Source organism: Rhizobium sp. 25PS6 (genome assembly GCF_032464655.1).
Classification (GTDB): Bacteria; Pseudomonadota; Alphaproteobacteria; order Rhizobiales; family Rhizobiaceae; genus Rhizobium; species Rhizobium laguerreae.
The window spans coordinates 201969-217567 of record NZ_JAWDIV010000003.1 but is presented as its reverse complement, the minus strand read 5'-3'; the positions used below and the strand labels follow the sequence as shown (position 1 = coordinate 217567).

Annotated in this window: 18 protein-coding genes; 2 read left to right on the top strand and 16 right to left on the bottom strand. The window is 61.5% G+C overall.

Annotated elements, in window-relative coordinates; all coding sequences use genetic code 11:
- The first annotated feature begins 68 nt into the window (after window positions 1-68).
- Both RWK44_RS05755 and RWK44_RS05750 read left to right on the top strand, forming a co-directional pair.
- Entirely contained in the window at window positions 69-1286 is a 1218-nt protein-coding gene (locus tag RWK44_RS05755) for a bifunctional 2-C-methyl-D-erythritol 4-phosphate cytidylyltransferase/2-C-methyl-D-erythritol 2,4-cyclodiphosphate synthase (protein ID WP_316028523.1), read from the top strand.
- Window positions 1286-1786: a CinA family protein gene (locus tag RWK44_RS05750; RefSeq protein ID WP_316028522.1), complete on the top strand. Its 501-nt coding sequence runs from the start codon at window positions 1286-1288 to the stop codon at window positions 1784-1786. The genes RWK44_RS05755 and RWK44_RS05750 overlap by 1 nt, the downstream gene beginning before the upstream one ends.
- Window positions 1787-1797: 11 nt before the next feature.
- Here RWK44_RS05750 and RWK44_RS05745 read toward each other — a convergent pair whose 3' ends face one another.
- The 16 genes from RWK44_RS05745 to RWK44_RS05670 form a co-directional block, all read right to left on the bottom strand.
- Window positions 1798-2253 carry a type II toxin-antitoxin system RatA family toxin gene (locus RWK44_RS05745; RefSeq protein WP_222040552.1) on the bottom strand — a complete coding sequence of 152 codons (456 nt, stop codon included), beginning with the start codon at window positions 2251-2253 and terminating at the stop codon, window positions 1798-1800.
- Between the two features lie 9 nt (window positions 2254-2262).
- The gene (locus RWK44_RS05740; protein ID WP_316028521.1) at window positions 2263-2859 is read right to left on the bottom strand and encodes an AAA family ATPase; all 597 of its coding nucleotides are present in this window, start codon (window positions 2857-2859) and stop codon (window positions 2263-2265) included.
- Between the two features lie 41 nt (window positions 2860-2900).
- A complete protein-coding gene (locus RWK44_RS05735; RefSeq protein WP_316028520.1) occupies window positions 2901-3449 on the bottom strand; it encodes an AAA family ATPase in 549 nt (182 codons plus the stop codon).
- Between the two features lie 68 nt (window positions 3450-3517).
- Window positions 3518-4489 carry a lipoyl synthase gene (gene lipA / locus RWK44_RS05730; RefSeq protein WP_131642290.1) on the bottom strand — a complete coding sequence of 324 codons (972 nt, stop codon included), beginning with the start codon at window positions 4487-4489 and terminating at the stop codon, window positions 3518-3520.
- Window positions 4490-4537: 48 nt separating this feature from the next.
- Window positions 4538-4786, bottom strand: coding sequence for a GlsB/YeaQ/YmgE family stress response membrane protein (locus RWK44_RS05725; RefSeq protein WP_130700173.1), 249 nt, complete (start codon window positions 4784-4786; stop codon window positions 4538-4540).
- 27 nt (window positions 4787-4813) lie between these two features.
- Window positions 4814-5068 carry a GlsB/YeaQ/YmgE family stress response membrane protein gene (locus tag RWK44_RS05720; RefSeq protein ID WP_003539329.1) on the bottom strand — a complete coding sequence of 85 codons (255 nt, stop codon included), beginning with the start codon at window positions 5066-5068 and terminating at the stop codon, window positions 4814-4816.
- A 97-nt stretch (window positions 5069-5165) separates the two neighbouring features.
- Window positions 5166-6632 (bottom strand): dihydrolipoyl dehydrogenase, encoded by a 1467-nt coding sequence (gene lpdA, locus RWK44_RS05715; RefSeq protein ID WP_020049795.1) that lies wholly within the window; start codon window positions 6630-6632, stop codon window positions 5166-5168.
- A gap of 16 nt (window positions 6633-6648) precedes the next feature.
- Complete coding sequence (locus tag RWK44_RS05710) at window positions 6649-7230, bottom strand: GNAT family N-acetyltransferase (RefSeq protein ID WP_131663951.1); 582 nt, start codon at window positions 7228-7230, stop codon at window positions 6649-6651.
- Window positions 7231-7232: 2 nt separating this feature from the next.
- Window positions 7233-7874: an SGNH/GDSL hydrolase family protein gene (locus tag RWK44_RS05705; RefSeq protein ID WP_316028519.1), complete on the bottom strand. Its 642-nt coding sequence runs from the start codon at window positions 7872-7874 to the stop codon at window positions 7233-7235.
- An 18-nt stretch (window positions 7875-7892) separates the two neighbouring features.
- Window positions 7893-9260: a pyruvate dehydrogenase complex dihydrolipoamide acetyltransferase gene (locus RWK44_RS05700; RefSeq protein WP_316028518.1), complete on the bottom strand. Its 1368-nt coding sequence runs from the start codon at window positions 9258-9260 to the stop codon at window positions 7893-7895.
- A 15-nt stretch (window positions 9261-9275) separates the two neighbouring features.
- Complete coding sequence (locus RWK44_RS05695; RefSeq protein ID WP_222040548.1) at window positions 9276-10667, bottom strand: pyruvate dehydrogenase complex E1 component subunit beta; 1392 nt, start codon at window positions 10665-10667, stop codon at window positions 9276-9278.
- A 15-nt stretch (window positions 10668-10682) separates the two neighbouring features.
- The gene (pdhA, locus tag RWK44_RS05690; RefSeq protein WP_168281826.1) at window positions 10683-11729 is read right to left on the bottom strand and encodes a pyruvate dehydrogenase (acetyl-transferring) E1 component subunit alpha; all 1047 of its coding nucleotides are present in this window, start codon (window positions 11727-11729) and stop codon (window positions 10683-10685) included.
- Window positions 11730-11874: 145 nt separating this feature from the next.
- Window positions 11875-12195 carry an FtsB family cell division protein gene (locus RWK44_RS05685; RefSeq protein ID WP_017988232.1) on the bottom strand — a complete coding sequence of 107 codons (321 nt, stop codon included), beginning with the start codon at window positions 12193-12195 and terminating at the stop codon, window positions 11875-11877.
- Between the two features lie 137 nt (window positions 12196-12332).
- Window positions 12333-13607, bottom strand: a complete 1275-nt coding sequence (eno, locus tag RWK44_RS05680; RefSeq protein WP_020049787.1) for a phosphopyruvate hydratase — start codon at window positions 13605-13607, stop codon at window positions 12333-12335.
- 244 nt (window positions 13608-13851) lie between these two features.
- The gene (gene kdsA / locus RWK44_RS05675; RefSeq protein WP_168281824.1) at window positions 13852-14697 is read right to left on the bottom strand and encodes a 3-deoxy-8-phosphooctulonate synthase; all 846 of its coding nucleotides are present in this window, start codon (window positions 14695-14697) and stop codon (window positions 13852-13854) included.
- Window positions 14694-15590, bottom strand: coding sequence for a VOC family protein (locus RWK44_RS05670; protein ID WP_316028517.1), 897 nt, complete (start codon window positions 15588-15590; stop codon window positions 14694-14696). The genes kdsA and RWK44_RS05670 overlap by 4 nt, the downstream gene beginning before the upstream one ends.
- Window positions 15591-15599 lie beyond the last annotated feature (9 nt).

The window sequence follows — 15599 nt, the reverse complement described above, 5'->3', positions numbered from 1 at the left end:
AGATGCTGGAAAAGGCCAAAGCAAGACGTTAGAGCACTCGGGTCAATTCCGCATATTTTAGGGGATTTATGCTGCAAATGCCTTCTAAGCAACCGATATCGGCTGGAATTGTCATCGTTGCCGCCGGCCGCGGCGAGCGCGCAGGATCATCCAAGGAGGGCCCCAAGCAATATCGCATGATCGGCGGCAAGCCGGTTATCGTGCATACGCTTGAAAACTTCATGACATGGGAAGCCGCAACCGAGATCGTCGTCGTCATCCATCCCGATGACGAGGCGCTGTTTGCGAGAGCCTTCCGCCACATCATCTCGGCAACGCCGATCAAAACGGTGCATGGGGGTGCGACCCGGCAGCAATCCGTGCTTGCCGGCCTCAGACACCTCAAGGACAAGCACATCAGTCATGTCCTGATCCACGATGCCGTGCGGCCGTTCTTCGATCATGTGCTTCTAGACCGCATCGCCGAGAGCCTTGACGCCGGCGCACAGGCGGTCCTGCCGGCGATCCCGGTCACCGATACGCTGAAACGCGCCGACAGCGCCGGCACCGTGCTGACGACGATTTCACGCGAGCATCTTTACGCGGCGCAAACGCCGCAATCCTTCGCCTTCGAAACGATCCTCGAGGCGCATGAGAAGGCGGCCGCAAGCGGACGAAGCGATTTCACCGACGATGCCTCGATCGCCGAATGGCTGGGCATTCCGGTGACGATCGTCGAGGGCACGGCCGACAACGTCAAGCTGACGGTCAAGAACGATATCGCCATGGCCGACGACAAGCTGTTGGCTTCGTTGCTTCCGGACGTGCGCACAGGCAATGGCTACGACGTGCACCAGCTCGTCGCGGGCGATGGCGTGACGCTCTGCGGCGTGTTCATTGCGCATGACCAGAAACTGAAAGGCCACTCGGATGCCGACGTCGCGCTGCATGCGCTGACGGACGCGCTGCTTGCCACCTGCGGCGCCGGCGACATCGGCGATCATTTCCCGCCGTCCGACCCGCAATGGAAGGGGGCGGCCTCGCGGATCTTCATCGAACATGCCGCCCGGATCGTGCGCGAGCGCGGCGGCACGATCATGAATGCCGACGTCTCGCTGATCGCCGAGGCGCCGAAGGTCGGACCGCATCGCGACGCCATGCGGGCGAAACTGTCGAATTATCTCGGCATCGATATCGAGCGTTGCTCGGTCAAGGCGACGACCAACGAGACGATCGGCTTCGTCGGCCGGCGCGAAGGCATCGCGGCGATCGCGACTGCCACCGTCGTCTATCGCGGGAGGAAATGATGAACCTTTTTCCTCAGGATATTATTTCGACGGCCGAGGCGATCATCCGCGACTTCACGGCTGCAGGGCTGATGGTCTCGACCGCCGAATCCTGTACCGGCGGGCTGATCGCCGGGGCGCTGACGGAGATTTCGGGTTCGTCCGCCGTCGTCGACCGCGGCTTCGTCACCTATACGAATAGTGCAAAGATCGAGATGCTCGGCGTGCAGGCGGAAACCTTGCTGCGTTTCGGCGCGGTCTCCGAGGAAACGGCGCGGCAGATGGTACATGGCGCGCTCTTCCGCTCACGCGCCGACATCGCCGTTGCCGTCACCGGCATCGCCGGTCCAGGCGGCGGAGCGGCGGAAAAGCCGGTCGGCCTCGTGCATCTCGCCGCCAAATCGCGCGACGGCTTGCTCATCCATCGGAAAATGCTCTATGGCGATATCGGACGCAGGGACGTCCGCCTGGCGACGATCAGGACGGCACTGGAGATGGTGCGCGCGCTCCATCCGGCCTGACACCGGTTCGCTCATCGGGCTGGCGTGTAGATCCGGTTTGCGCGTGTCTCGAAGGCTTCGGTGAACATGCGGAAGGCGCGGTCGAACATCGAACCCATCAGCGCGCCCAAGATGCGGCTCTTGAACTCGTAATCGATGAAGAAATCGACGGTGCAGCCGCCGGATGGCGTCTCGGCAAAGTGCCAGCGATTGTCGAGATATTTGAACGGGCCGTCGATGTATTTGACCTCGATGGCATGCTCGGCCCGATTCAGCAGCACCTGCGTGGTGAATGTCTCGCGGATCGCCTTATAGCCGACCGTCATGTCGGCGACGAGCAGGATCTTGCCTTCGCGCTCCTTGCGGCTCCTGATGGCCAAGGCTTCGCAGAGCGGCAGAAATTCCGGATAACGCTCGACATCGGCGACGAGATCGAACATCTGCTCGGGCGTGTGCGGGACGGGACGGTGCGTTTCGAATTGCGGCATAAGCGGCAATTAATCGGGCGGGCCGAGAAGATCAAGAAGCTCGCGCATCTGGCGGCGGGATTTTAGCTGAAGAACCGGCACGTCAGGGCCATGCGCGGCGATGCCGGCGACGAGGCGCGGCGCGAATTTCTCCTCGAAGGTCCAGATGAATCGGAGGAATTCCAAATCGACCTTCTCGATACAGCCCGGCGCCATTTCGGGGCGAGTGCGGCCGATCCATTTCGCCCACCGGCTGATTGCGCCCCAGATGCAGACAAGCCGCGGCATGCGGACCCAGACGACGAAATCGGTGCGCGGCAACCGAATGTCCAAGGAAGACGGGTTCGTGCCGTCCATGATCCAACGTTCTTCGAGGATCCGGCTGGTGATGATCATTCTCTGCTCGACCATGTCGCGCGTGACCCAGCCGGGAAGCCAGTATACGTCGCGGTCGAGCGAAATGTAGGAAAGCCCGAAGCGCCTGGCGATCTTCAGCGACAGCGTCGATTTGCCGCCGCCCGAGCAACCGATGACGAGGATGCGGCGGGCTGTCCGGATATGCTTTGCCGCCTGTTCGAGATCGGTGATTTGCTGACGCGGCGGCAGGTCTACTTTCTGATCCATCATGCAACTCCCTCGAGCCAGACGTGCGCTTCGCCGGCATGCTCTCAAGCGCCAAGAGCGGCGAACCGGCTAGCCGCTTTGCGCGATCTTAAAATGACGGTGGATTCGACAAGCCCGTGATCGCGAAGTGCTGCCTCGATCAGAGGCGCGGCATCCCGCTCGAAATTCCAGATATAGGCAAGCGCGTCCAGCGAGAAGCGTTCGGGGCAGCCGGCAGGCAGTTCGGGACGGTTGCGCCCAAAATAACGGAATGTTCTTGAGACCGCGCCGTACAGGCGCGCATATCTGGACAGCCGAAGCCAAATGACGGCGTCGGCGCGCGGCAAACGAAGATGGAAGGAGCTCAGCCCGGTTCCATCCATGATCCAGCGTTCTTCCGCCACCGCCCTGGCGATCAGGCGGTCGATCTCGTCGCGCGGTCTCTTTCTCCAGCCCGGTTGCCAGTAGAAGTCGCGGTCCATGGAGATGTAGTCAAGGTCGAGCGCTCGCGAAAGCCGCTTTGCGAGCGTGCTCTTGCCGCTGCCGGGGCAGCCGATAACCAGGATACGGTCGGCTTCGATCAGCGGCGATTTCAATCCGGAGGTGATGTTCATCGTCGGCCTCCCAAAGAAAAACCGCGGCGAAAATCGCCGCGGTTCAATCAAAAAGCAAGTACCAGATGTTACTCGGCGGCGATCAACAGCTTCTTCTCGCGCGCCGCCCGCAGCCGAGCAAAGTCGTCGCCGGCATGGTGGGACGAGCGCGTCAACGGGCTGGAGGCGACCATCAGGAAGCCCTTGCTGTAGGCGACGGTCTCATAAGACTTGAACTCGTCGGGGGTGACGAAACTTTCGACCTTATGGTGCTTGCGCGTCGGCTGCAGGTATTGGCCGATCGTCAGGAAGTCGACATCGGCTGTGCGCAGATCGTCCATCAGCTGCAGCACTTCGTTTCGCTCTTCGCCAAGACCGACCATGATGCCCGATTTCGTGAACATCGTCGGATCGAGTTCCTTCACCCGCTGCAGCAGGCGAACGGAATGGAAGTAGCGGGCGCCGGGGCGAACCGTCAGATAGTTGCCGGGCACCGTTTCCATATTGTGGTTGAAGACGTCCGGCTTGGCGGCGACGACGCGTTCCAGCGCACCCGGCTTCTTCAGGAAGTCGGGCGTCAGGATCTCGATCGTCGTCATCGGCGAGGCGGCACGGATTGCCCAGATCACCTTTTCGAAGTGCGCGGCGCCGCCGTCCTCCAGGTCGTCACGGTCGACCGAGGTAATGACGACGTGGCTGAGGCCCATCTCCTTGACCGCCTTGGCGACATTCTCCGGCTCGGCCATGTCGAGCGCATTCGGCTTGCCGGTGGCGACATTGCAGAAGGCGCAGGCGCGGGTACAGATCTCGCCCATGATCATGAAGGTCGCGTGCTTCTTGTCCCAGCACTCGCCGATATTCGGGCAGCCGGCCTCCTCGCAGACGGTGACGAGCTTGTGCTCCTTCACGATCGCACGGGTCTCGGCATAACCCTTGGAGGTCGGCGCCTTGACGCGAATCCAGTCCGGCTTGCGCATGACTTCCGTGTCCGGCCGATGCGCCTTCTCCGGATGCCGCACGCGCTTGGCGTCGGGATTGATCGTATCGAGGATGGTCACCATTGCAGTTTCAGCTTTCTACCGCCCCTATGCGGCAAATCTCATTCGGATCTAGCGCCGCACCAGCCGCGCAAGGAATATCAACAAGCAGGCGCCGAGGAAACCCGTAACGAAATAGCCGAGTCGCCCGCCGACCACCTCGAGATGAAACTGCGCGAGGATGGCGCTTGCGACGACCGAGCCGACGATGCCGAGCACGATGTTCAGGAAAATCCCGTATCGCGCTTCCATCAGCTTGCCGGCGAGCCAGCCCGCAAGTCCGCCGATGATGATTGCCGAAATCCAGCCGACGCCTTCCATGTCTTGCCCCTACCCCTCAGTTGACCCTCAAGCGACCGCTCTCGCGATCAGAACCACGATGATGGCGCCGACAGTAGCGTGGATGATCTGCACCACCAGCGCATTTTCAATGCCCAGCGAAATGCCGAGCGCGCTGAACAGATAGCCGCCGACGAAGGCGCCGATGATGCCGCTCAGCAGGCATCTTATCAGCCCGCCGCCACCGACGACCAGGCTTGCAAGGAAGCCTGCAACCAGGCCGATCAGCAAAAACACCAGCAACGCCTGCGTCTCCATAGACATGATGATTTCCTTTCGTTTTTTCCACCCCAGCGGAGTGGCTTTCCACTCCGGGGGGATGGCTTTGCCACCCCGGGATAGAGGGCGGCATTGGAAAGTATCAAGCGTTCAGGACGCGGCCGTACGCATCGAGCACCGCTTCCTTCATCGTTTCGGACACAGTCGGATGCGGGAAGATCGTGTGCATCAGCTCTTCCTCGGTCGTTTCGAGATTCATCGCAACGACGAAGCCCTGGATGAGCTCGGTGACTTCGGCGCCGACCATATGGGCGCCGAGCAGTTCGCCGGTCTTTTTGTCGAAGATCACCTTCACCATGCCCTGGTCTTCGCCGAGCGCGATCGCCTTGCCGTTCGCCGCGAAGGAGAAGCGGCCGACGCGGATGTCGCGGCCCTGCTCCTTGGCCTTGGCTTCGGTGATGCCGACGGAAGCGACCTGCGGATTGCAATAGGTGCAGCCCGGGACCTTGCCCTTGTCTGTGGGATGGACATTCGGCAGGCCGGCGATCTTTTCGACGCAGACGACGCCCTCATGTTCTGCCTTGTGCGCCAGCATCGGTGGGCCGGCGACATCGCCGATCGCATAGATGCCGGCGATATTGGTCTTGCCGTAGCCGTCGATGACGACGCAGCCGCGGTCGGTCTTGACGCCGAGCGCCTCGATGCCGAGATTTTCTATGTTGCCCTGAACGCCGATGGCCGAAATCAGCCGGTCGGCGGTGATCTGCTGCACCTTGCCATCGGCCGTCTCGACATGAGCGGTAACGCTGTTCGTGGCCTTGTCGACCTTGGTGACCTTGGCGCTGGTGAAGATCTTGAGGCCGCGCTTTTCAAGCTGCTTGCGGGCGATCGCCGTTATCTCGGCATCCTCGACCGGCATGATGGTCGGCATGACTTCGACGACCGTGACGTCGACACCCATCGAGCGATAGAAGCTGGCGAATTCGATGCCGATCGCGCCCGAGCCCATGACGATCAGCGATTTCGGCAAAACATCCGGCTTCAGCGCCTCGAAATAGGTCCAGATCAGCTTGCCATCCGGCTCGATACCGGGCAACGCGCGCGGACGGGCGCCGGTGGCGATGATGATATGCTTGGCGGAATAGGTGCCCTCGCCGCTCTTGACGTTCTTCGGCAGCGGATGCTGCGGCTCGACGACCGGCTTCGACGGCTTGCCGACGACGATCTCGCCGGGCTGAGCTCCAGTCGAAGCCTTGGTGATCTTCGCTTCGCCCCAAATGATGTCGATCTTGTTCTTCTTCATCAGGAAGCCGACGCCGGCATTCAGACGGGCGGAGACGGCACGCGAGCGGCCGACGACGGCCTTGGCATCCGGCTTGACCGTGCCTTCGAGAACGAGGCCGTAATCCTTGAAGTGATTGGCGTGGTCGAGCACCTCGGCCGAGCGCAGCAGCGCCTTTGTCGGGATGCAGCCCCAGTTCAGGCAAATGCCGCCCATATGCTCGCGCTCGACGATTGCGGTCTTGAGGCCGAGCTGGCTGGCGCGGATGGCAGCGACATAGCCGCCGGGACCCGAACCGATGATGATGACGTCGTAGGATTCAGCCATGTGTTTCCTGCCTTTGTTACGCTGCGCTGCGGGTCATGAGCACCCACGCATGTCTCTTGCTGTTTTCGAAGAGCGGCACGGCATCGGCGCGCGCAGCCTCCAGGAATCCGTTTCTTCCATAAAGCGACAAAGCCGCTTCGTTATCACTTGCGGTAATGAGACTGACCGGGCGGCGATCGGCCCTTTCGATCTGATCATCCAGCAGCCTGCGTCCGATGCCGATGCCGCGCAGGTGGCGATAGACGCCGAGACTGCCGATGAACCAGCTTCCGGCCACCGTCTTCTGCAAGGCAAGCATCGGTGCGGTCGCCGGAATCGTCGCCTCGATATCACCTATCCCCTCACCCAGCGCATGGCCGATCGCCACACCAGCGATCTCGCCATAGGCCTCGGCAATGACGGCATCCCGCCAGCCGCCGACAGCTTCCTCCTCGCCCATCTTCAGCCGGCCCAGCTCCAGCGGCGTGTCGCTCACGCCGTTTTCCACGCCGGCAAACCAAAGCCAGGAGGCAAAACCGCGCGATGCGATATCCGCCAGAATCGCCAGCTCCGAGGCATCCCGTCGTGAGGCCTGCCGGAGGGCGATGAAGGAGGTCATGCTTAGATCCCCAGCATCATCCGCACGATCGATTCCAGCCCGCGTCCGAGCGCACGCGTATTCTCCGCATCGAGGTGAATGCCGTCGATCGGTGTGGTCTTGGCGACGGAATTGCCGTCTAAGAAGCCGCAACCGAGTTCGTCGGCAAGATCACGATAAAGCGTTGCGAGTTTTGCCGATTCCTCGATGCCGCCGGGAAACGACGCGGCGAAAGGCACATTGCCCGTCGCGCGGATCGCCGGCGGCGCCACGATCAGAATCTCCGGCCCATCGAATTCGAAGGGCCAGGCATGATTGCGGATCAGCCGCACGAGCCGGCTGATGCCCTGGCATGCGGCAAAGGCCGAGCCCGCCACGACCGGCTTCATGTCATTGGTGCCAAGTAGAAGGACAACGAGGTCGAGCGGCGCATGCGTCTGCAGGATCGTCGGCAGGATGCGCGCACCGTTGCGGTCGCAATCGGCGAGATGGTCGTCGAAAGCGGTGGTGCGCCCGTTCAAGCCTTCGGCGATGATACGCGCGTCACCGCCGAGCGCTGCCTGAAGCACGCTCGGCCAGCGATTCTTGTAATCATGACGGCCGATCGTCTCAGCGTCATAACCCCAGGTCAGCGAGTCACCATAGCAAAGAACGGTCTTGGTCATTTCCGCCTCGTACCGCTATCAGACAAGCATGCCCATCGGGTTTTCGATGTAGCCCTTGAAGGCCTGGAGCAGTTCGGCGCCGAGCGCGCCATCGACGCAGCGATGGTCGGTCGAGAGCGTGACGGACATCACGGTGGCAATCGCCATTTCGCCCTTCTTGACGACAACCCGCTGTTCGCCGGCGCCGACCGCGAGGATCGTCGCATGCGGCGGGTTGATGACGGCTGAAAACACCCTGACGCCCATCATGCCCATGTTCGAGACCGAGCTGGTGCCGCCCTGATATTCCTCGGGCTTCAACTTGCGGTCCTTGGCCCGCTTGCCGAGATCGCGCATCTCGTTGGAGATCACCGACAGCGTCTTTTGCTCGGCCTTGCGGATGATCGGGGTAATCAGGCCGCCGGGGATCGAGACCGCGACGCCGACATCGGCATGCTTGTGCTTGACCATGTTGTTGTCGGTCCAGGAGACGTTGGCATCCGGAACGTCGCGCAGCGACAGCGCCATGGCCTTGATGACCATGTCGTTGACGGAGAGCTTGTAGGCCGGAGCGCCGCCATCCTTGCGCGGGGCCGCATCGTTCAACTGGGCGCGCAGCGCCAGCAGCGCATCGAGCTCGCAATCGACGCTGACGTAGAAATGCGGGATCGTCTGCTTGGATTCGACCAGGCGCTTGGCAATCGTCTTGCGCATGCCGTCATGCGGCACGAGCTCGTAGGAGCCCGGTTCGAAGAGCTTGAGCACGGCCTCCTCGGAAGCGCCCTTCGGTGCAGCAGCAGCGGCCGGCGCCGGCGCGGCGGCCTGCGGGGTGGCAGCGGGTGCAGGCGCAGCGGCAGCCTTGGCGCCACCACCGGCAACGGCGGCCTCGATGTCGCTCTTGACGACGCGACCGTGCGGGCCGGAGCCGGCGACAGCCGAAAGGTCGATACCGGCTTCCTTGGCCAGACGGCGGGCAAGCGGCGAAGAGAAGGTGCGGTTGCCATCAGCCGAAACCGATGCGGGTACAGCGGCGGGTGCTGGTGCTGCAGCCGGAGCGGACTGGGCCGGAGCCGGCGCGGCCTCGGCCTTCGGCGCGGCCGCGCCGTCTGCCTTCGGCGCAGGTGCGGCGGAACCCGCACCAGTTGCGGCAGCAGCGACATCCTCGCCATCGGCGGCGAGAACCGCGATCAGCGCATTGACCTTGACGCCTTCGGTGCCGGCGGCAACGACCAGCTTGGCGACCGTGCCTTCATCGACGGCTTCGACTTCCATCGTCGCCTTGTCGGTCTCGATCTCGGCGATCACATCGCCAGACTTGACCTTGTCGCCTTCCTTGACCAGCCATTTCGAAAGGTTGCCTTCCTCCATGGTCGGAGAGAGGGCGGGCATCGTGATATTGATCGGCATCGAAACACCCTCCCCTTATTTGTAGCAAACAGCCTTCACCGCATCGACCACTTCGCCGACGTTCGGAAGGGCGAGCTTTTCGAGATTGGCGGCGTAAGGCATCGGAACGTCCTTGCCTGCGATCGTCAGGATCGGCGCATCGAGATAGTCGAAGGCCTGCTGCATGACGCGGGTGGCGATTTCGGTGCCGACGGAGGACTGCGGATAACCTTCCTCGACGGTGACGAGACGGCCGGTTTTCTTCACCGATTCGATCACGGTCGGCAGGTCCATCGGGCGGATGGTGCGAAGGTCGATCAGTTCGACGTCGATGCCGAGCTTCTCGAGTTCGGCGACAGCCTTGGTGGCATAGCTCATGCCGATGCCGAAGGAGACGACGGTGACGTCCTTGCCCGGACGATGGATGCGCGCCTTGCCGATCGGCAGAACGAAATTGTCGAGCTTCGGCACATCGAAATGCTGGCCGTAGAGAATTTCGTTTTCCAGGAAGATGACCGGGTTCGGATCGCGAATCGCAGCCTTCAGCAGGCCCTTGGCGTCGGATGCCGTATAGGGCATGACGACCTTCAGGCCAGGAATGGCGCTGTACCAGGCTGCATAATCCTGGCTGTGCTGGGCGCCGACGCGGGCCGCTGCACCATTCGGGCCGCGGAAAACGATCGGAGCGCCCATCTGGCCGCCGGACATATAGAGCGTCTTGGCAGCGGAGTTGATGATCTGGTCGATCGCCTGCATGGCGAAGTTGAAGGTCATGAATTCGACGATCGGGCGAAGGCCGGCCATGGCTGCACCGACGCCGACGCCGGCAAAGCCATGCTCGGTGATCGGCGTATCGACGACGCGGCGGGCGCCGAATTCCTGCAGCAGCCCCTGCGTGACCTTGTAGGCGCCCTGGTATTCGGCGACCTCTTCGCCCATGACGAAGACGTTTTCGTCGGCGCGCATTTCCTCGGCCATGGCGTCGCGGAGCGCTTCGCGCACGGTCGTCGACACCATTTCGGTGCCGGCCGGGATTTCGGGGTCGTTCTGCACCTGGGCTTTCGGCTCGGCCGGAACGGGTGCGGATGCCGGAGTTGCGGCAGCCGGCTTTTCCTCCAGCGCTGCCTGCGGTACAGCAGCCGGCGCTGCTGCCGGAGCGGACGCAGACATGTCGGATGCGGATTCGCCGTCCTGCAGGAGAACAGCGATCTTGGCGTTCACCTTGACTCCTTCGGTTCCGGCAGGAACCAGAAGCTTGCCGATGACGCCTTCGTCGACGGCTTCGACTTCCATCGTCGCCTTGTCGGTTTCGATTTCGGCGATCACGTCGCCAGAAGTGACCTTGTCACCTTCCTGCTTCAGCCATTTGGACAGCGTGCCTTCTTCCATCGTCGGAGAGAGGGCGGGCATGAGGATATCGATAGGCATGGGTTCCCTCCCCGATTACAGCAGAATGTCGGTATAGAGCTCGGATACATCCGGCTCCGGATCGGCCTGGGCGAAGTCGGCACTATCGGCGACAATGTCGCGAACATCCTTGTCGATCGCCTTCAGATCGTCTTCGGAAGCCCAGCCCTTTTCGATAAGGCGTGCCTTCACCTGTTCGATCGGATCATGCTCGGAGCGCATCTTCTGCACTTCGTCCTTGGAGCGATACTTCGCCGGGTCGGACATCGAATGACCACGATAACGATAGGTCAGCATTTCGAGAATGATCGGGCCCTTGCCGGAACGGCAATGTTCGAGCGCCTCGTCGGCCGCCGCCTTGACGGCGCGGACGTCCATGCCATCGACCTGAATGCCGGGGATGCCGAAGCCGGATCCGCGCAGCGAGTAATTCGACTGAGCGGTGGCGCGGGCGGTCGAGGTGCCCATGGCGTAACGGTTATTTTCGACGATATAGACGATCGGCAGCTTCCAGAGAGCCGCCATGTTGAAGCTCTCGTAGACCTGGCCCTGGTTGGCAGCGCCGTCGCCGAAATAGGCGATGGAGACATTGTCATTGCCGCGGTAGCGGTTTGCAAAGGCAAGACCCGTTCCGAGCGAGACCTGGGCGCCGACGATGCCGTGACCGCCGTAGAAATGCTTCTCTTTCGAGAACATGTGCATCGAACCGCCCTTGCCGTGGGAATAGCCGCTGCGACGCCCGGTCAGTTCCGCCATGACGCCGCGCGCTTCCATGCCGGTTGCCAGCATATGGCCGTGGTCACGATAGGCGGTGATGACCTGGTCGCCTTCCTTTTGCGCCATCTGCATGCCGACGACGACAGCTTCCTGACCGATGTAGAGGTGACAAAAGCCGCCGATGAAGCCCATGCCGTAAAGCTGACCGGCCTTCTCCTCGAAGCGGCGGATCAGCAGCATCTCGCGATAGGCCTTGAGCTCCTCATCGCGATCGAAGTCGGCTACCGGGCCTCCATTCGATGCTTTGGCTGCCGGTTTTGCTGCAGTTTTGCGGCTGGAAACGGTCGCGGTCTTTCGCGGCGCCATTCAACCCTCCCTATGGGTTTGTCGGTTCTTGGTGGCGCGTACCATAGGGAAGAAATATGACCACAGCAATGCCATAAATGCATGGCTCGTATTCGACGCTAAATTATTGGAAAAGCAGTGAAAATTACAATTAACCTGCTTCCGGTTAATTGGAATAATGGTTGAATACGACGATCTCGTCCGCACGCGACATGTTAAGCTGATAACGCGCTTTTTCGTCCAACATGTCCTTGTCGAGCGAGCCGTCACTCAAGAGCGCGACCTGGTTTTCCAGATGTTCGCGCTTCGCCTTCAAGACCGCAAGCTCTTTTTCACGGGCGACACGCTGACGCTCGAACGTCTCCGTCGCGCGCAGGCCGTAATCGCCATGAATGCAATGATAACCGAAATAGGAGAGGAAGGCGACCGTCATGGCCGGAATGACGAAACGACCGATCTTTCTCTTCTTATGATGCTTTGTCCACATACACGCATGCTCTTGAACGCATTACCAATTCGTTCAATCTAGCGCGCAGAGATTAACCGTTCGTTGACTCTAAAAAATGGGCAAGAAAAAACCCGCGCCGGGAAGACGCGGGTCGAGCCGTTGAAAATCAGATCCGATCAGCCGCGAATGATCGAGCGGCCGGCATACTGGGCCTGGGGGCCGAGGCCTTCTTCGATGCGGATCAGCTGGTTGTACTTGGCAAGACGGTCGGAGCGCGACAGCGAGCCGGTCTTGATCTGGCCGCAGTTGGTGGCGACCGCGAGATCGGCGATGGTCGAATCTTCGGTCTCGCCGGAGCGGTGGGACATGACGGCAGTATAGGCCGCCTTGTGCGCCGTGTTGACAGCATCGAGCGTTTCCGTCAGCGAGCCGATCTGGTTGACCTTGACGAGGATCGAGTTGGCGACGCCCATGCGGATGCCGTCGCGAAGACGGGCGGAGTTGGTGACGAAGAGATCGTCGCCGACGAGCTGGGTCTTCTTGCCGGTCAGGTCGGTCAGCGTCTTCCAGCCGTCCCAGTCGTCTTCGGCCATGCCGTCCTCGATCGAGATTATCGGATAGTTGGCGGCGAGTTCGGCCAGATATTCGGCCATGGCGCCCGATTCCAGCGTGCGGCCTTCACCTTCGAGAACGTATTTGCCGTCCTTGAAGAATTCGGTCGAGGCGCAGTCGAGGCCGAGGCACATGTCATCGCCAGGCTTGTAGCCGGCTTTCTCGATCGACTTCATGATGAAGTCGAGGGCCTCAGGCGCGCTCTTCAGGCCGGGTGCGAAACCGCCTTCATCGCCGACATTGGTGTTGTGGCCCTGGCTAGCAAGTTCCTTGCGTAGCGTATGGAAGACTTCCGAACCCATGCGTACGGCTTCGGCGATCGAATCGGCGCCGACCGGCAGGATCATGAATTCCTGGAAATCGATCGGATTGTCGGCATGGGCACCACCATTGATGATATTCATCATCGGCACCGGCAGCAGGCTGGCGGAGGCGCCGCCGACATAACGATAGAGCGGCAGGCCGGACGCCTGGGCAGCAGCCTTGGCGACGGCGAGCGACACGCCGAGGATGGCGTTGGCGCCGAGGCGCGACTTGTTCGGCGTGCCGTCCAGCTCGATCATGATGTTGTCGATCTGGATCTGGTTTTCGGCGTCGATGCCGCCGATCGCGTCGAAGATCTCGGTGTTGGCGGCTTCGACCGCCTTTTCGACGCCCTTGCCCAGATAGCGCTTGCCGCCGTCACGCAGTTCGACCGCCTCATGCGCGCCCGTCGAGGCGCCTGAGGGAACGGCCGCGCGGCCCATGCTGCCATCTTCGAGATAGACATCGACTTCGACGGTGGGGTTGCCACGGCTATCGAGAATCTCGCGGGCGATGATATCGGTGATTGCAGTCATGGGTTCTTCCTGCTCGGTGGATGATAAGTCGGTTCGAAACCTGTCTTAGTCGAAGGCGTGCAAATTACAATGCTGCAGTTTCCAGCCTTCGAACCGCGTTTGGATCTCGCCTAAAGCGCGTCGCGATCTTTCAGATTCGCTTGCCACGCTTTAGGTCTTTGGCTTTCCGCATGTCGTTGTCGCAAAACCGCTGCACACTTTTGCGCGACATGCCTATAGCACGATCATGTCAGGCTGTTGAACGTCAAGCCTTGGCGACCGCATCGAAGGCGAGCAGCTTTTCAAGCAGCCGCGGCATGTCCTTGAGATAGACCATGTTCGGGCCGTCGGAAGGTGCGTTATCGGGGTCCTGATGGGTTTCGACGAAGACACCGGCAATACCGGCAGCCACTGCGGCGCGCGCCAGCGTTTCCACGAATTCCCGCTGACCGCCGGAGGATTCGCCCTGCCCGCCCGGCTGCGCCACGGAATGGGTCGCATCGAAGATAACGGGTGCACCCATCGCCGCCATGATCGGTAGCGAACGCATGTCGGAGACCAGCGTATTGTAACCGAATGAGGCGCCGCGCTCGCACAGCAGCACGTTCGGATTGCCGCTGGCATTGAGCTTCTTCAGAACGTTCTTCATATCCCAGGGGGCGAGGAACTGGCCTTTCTTGACATTGACGACGCGGCCGGTCTTGGCGGCGGCGATGAGAAGGTCGGTCTGGCGGCAGAGGAAGGCCGGGATCTGAAGGACATCGACCACCCTTGCCACCTCCGCGCATTGCTCGGCAGTATGAACGTCGGTCAGGACGGGAAAGCCGAATTCCTTCTTGAGGTCGGCAAAGACTTCCATGCCCTTTTCGATCCCGATACCGCGTTCGGCCGAGAGCGAGGTGCGGTTCGCCTTGTCGAAGGAGCTCTTGTAGACGAGGCCGATGCCTAGCTTTCCGCAAAGCTCTTTCAGCGTGCCGGCAACCATGAAGGCGTGGTCGCGGCTCTCCATCTGGCAGGGACCGGCAATCAGCGATAGACGGCCGGTATTGGAAAAGGTGACCTGGCCTTGGCCTTCGCCGATCCTGACTTCGGAATTCGTATCAGTGCTCATCGTGTTTCCTCGAAGGCGAAGAGCGTGCCCTGCCCGGGCGCGGGCTTCACCAGAATGCGATTGTTCTTGCGCGTGTATGTCACCCCGTTAGCAGCCAAATGCGCTTCTGTCACGGCAAGATCGGCGACAGCAAAGAGGATTGCCCGGCCGCGCAGGCCGCGATCTGCGGATGAGACGGCGACGTCGAAATATGCCTCCAGCCCTTCCGGCGTCATCAGGCTGATTTTCGCATTCGATGCCGCAATATCGACGCCGAAACCGGTTTTCTCGACTGCCGATTGCGCCACGGCAAGGCTGACGAAAGCAGCGAAGGCGGCCGGCTCTGGCGTGCAAAGCGCGATCTCAACTATGCCGGTGACGCCATTGGCATGCGTCTCCAGCGCCGCGCGGTCGGCCGGTAGCGGATTGACGCGCTCGACGGTGAAAAACAGGAGATCAGGCGCGCGCAGGTCGCCGGCGAAAGCCAGCTTAAAGCCGGCAATCGTCTCGGAACCGTCCGGCATCGTCATCGGCCGGGTGAACTGCAGCATCTCGCCAGCGCTCGATCCGCTGCCGACGAAATCCTGATGATCGATGCCGGCATCCTTGCTGCCGAAAGCCAGCCCCGAGAGCCCCTCCTCGCCACAGCGGAAACGGAAGGCCTGGTTGCGGGCAGTGAAGACATTACCTTGGCGCGCAGATGCGTTGCTCTCCTCGACGTTCGCAATCCCGAGCGGCTCCAGATAGGTCTTGTCGGCAAAAAAGACGCAGGCATTCTCCGTTCCGAAGGGATGGCACGCATCGGCGGCAACGGTGAAGCCGAGCTTGCCGAGCCTCTCGCGCGCCAGATCGATGTTGACGACCGGCAGCACGACATGATCCAGCGGGTGCGGTTTGGCGGAATGCGCGTTCATGATATCCCT

What these genes read in the sequence shown, in the direction of transcription:
- pdhA (WP_168281826.1), bottom strand. Translation starts at nt 11,729, where the DNA reads ATGGCGCCGCGAAAGACCGCGACCGTTTCCAGCCGCAAAACTGCAGCA.
- RWK44_RS05755 (WP_316028523.1), top strand. Translation starts at nt 69, where the DNA reads ATGCTGCAAATGCCTTCTAAGCAACCGATATCGGCTGGAATTGTCATC.
- RWK44_RS05740 (WP_316028521.1), bottom strand. Translation starts at nt 2,859, where the DNA reads ATGATGGATCAGAAAGTAGACCTGCCGCCGCGTCAGCAAATCACCGAT.
- RWK44_RS05710 (WP_131663951.1), bottom strand. Translation starts at nt 7,230, where the DNA reads ATGACCTCCTTCATCGCCCTCCGGCAGGCCTCACGACGGGATGCCTCG.
- lpdA (WP_020049795.1), bottom strand. Translation starts at nt 6,632, where the DNA reads ATGGCTGAATCCTACGACGTCATCATCATCGGTTCGGGTCCCGGCGGC.
- RWK44_RS05695 (WP_222040548.1), bottom strand. Translation starts at nt 10,667, where the DNA reads ATGCCTATCGATATCCTCATGCCCGCCCTCTCTCCGACGATGGAAGAA.
- eno (WP_020049787.1), bottom strand. Translation starts at nt 13,607, where the DNA reads ATGACTGCAATCACCGATATCATCGCCCGCGAGATTCTCGATAGCCGT.
- RWK44_RS05720 (WP_003539329.1), bottom strand. Translation starts at nt 5,068, where the DNA reads ATGTCTATGGAGACGCAGGCGTTGCTGGTGTTTTTGCTGATCGGCCTG.
- RWK44_RS05670 (WP_316028517.1), bottom strand. Translation starts at nt 15,590, where the DNA reads ATGAACGCGCATTCCGCCAAACCGCACCCGCTGGATCATGTCGTGCTG.
- RWK44_RS05685 (WP_017988232.1), bottom strand. Translation starts at nt 12,195, where the DNA reads ATGTGGACAAAGCATCATAAGAAGAGAAAGATCGGTCGTTTCGTCATT.
- RWK44_RS05705 (WP_316028519.1), bottom strand. Translation starts at nt 7,874, where the DNA reads ATGACCAAGACCGTTCTTTGCTATGGTGACTCGCTGACCTGGGGTTAT.
- RWK44_RS05735 (WP_316028520.1), bottom strand. Translation starts at nt 3,449, where the DNA reads ATGAACATCACCTCCGGATTGAAATCGCCGCTGATCGAAGCCGACCGT.
- RWK44_RS05700 (WP_316028518.1), bottom strand. Translation starts at nt 9,260, where the DNA reads ATGCCGATCAATATCACGATGCCCGCCCTCTCTCCGACCATGGAGGAA.
- RWK44_RS05745 (WP_222040552.1), bottom strand. Translation starts at nt 2,253, where the DNA reads ATGCCGCAATTCGAAACGCACCGTCCCGTCCCGCACACGCCCGAGCAG.
- lipA (WP_131642290.1), bottom strand. Translation starts at nt 4,489, where the DNA reads ATGGTGACCATCCTCGATACGATCAATCCCGACGCCAAGCGCGTGCGG.
- kdsA (WP_168281824.1), bottom strand. Translation starts at nt 14,697, where the DNA reads ATGAGCACTGATACGAATTCCGAAGTCAGGATCGGCGAAGGCCAAGGC.
- RWK44_RS05725 (WP_130700173.1), bottom strand. Translation starts at nt 4,786, where the DNA reads ATGGAAGGCGTCGGCTGGATTTCGGCAATCATCATCGGCGGACTTGCG.
- RWK44_RS05750 (WP_316028522.1), top strand. Translation starts at nt 1,286, where the DNA reads ATGAACCTTTTTCCTCAGGATATTATTTCGACGGCCGAGGCGATCATC.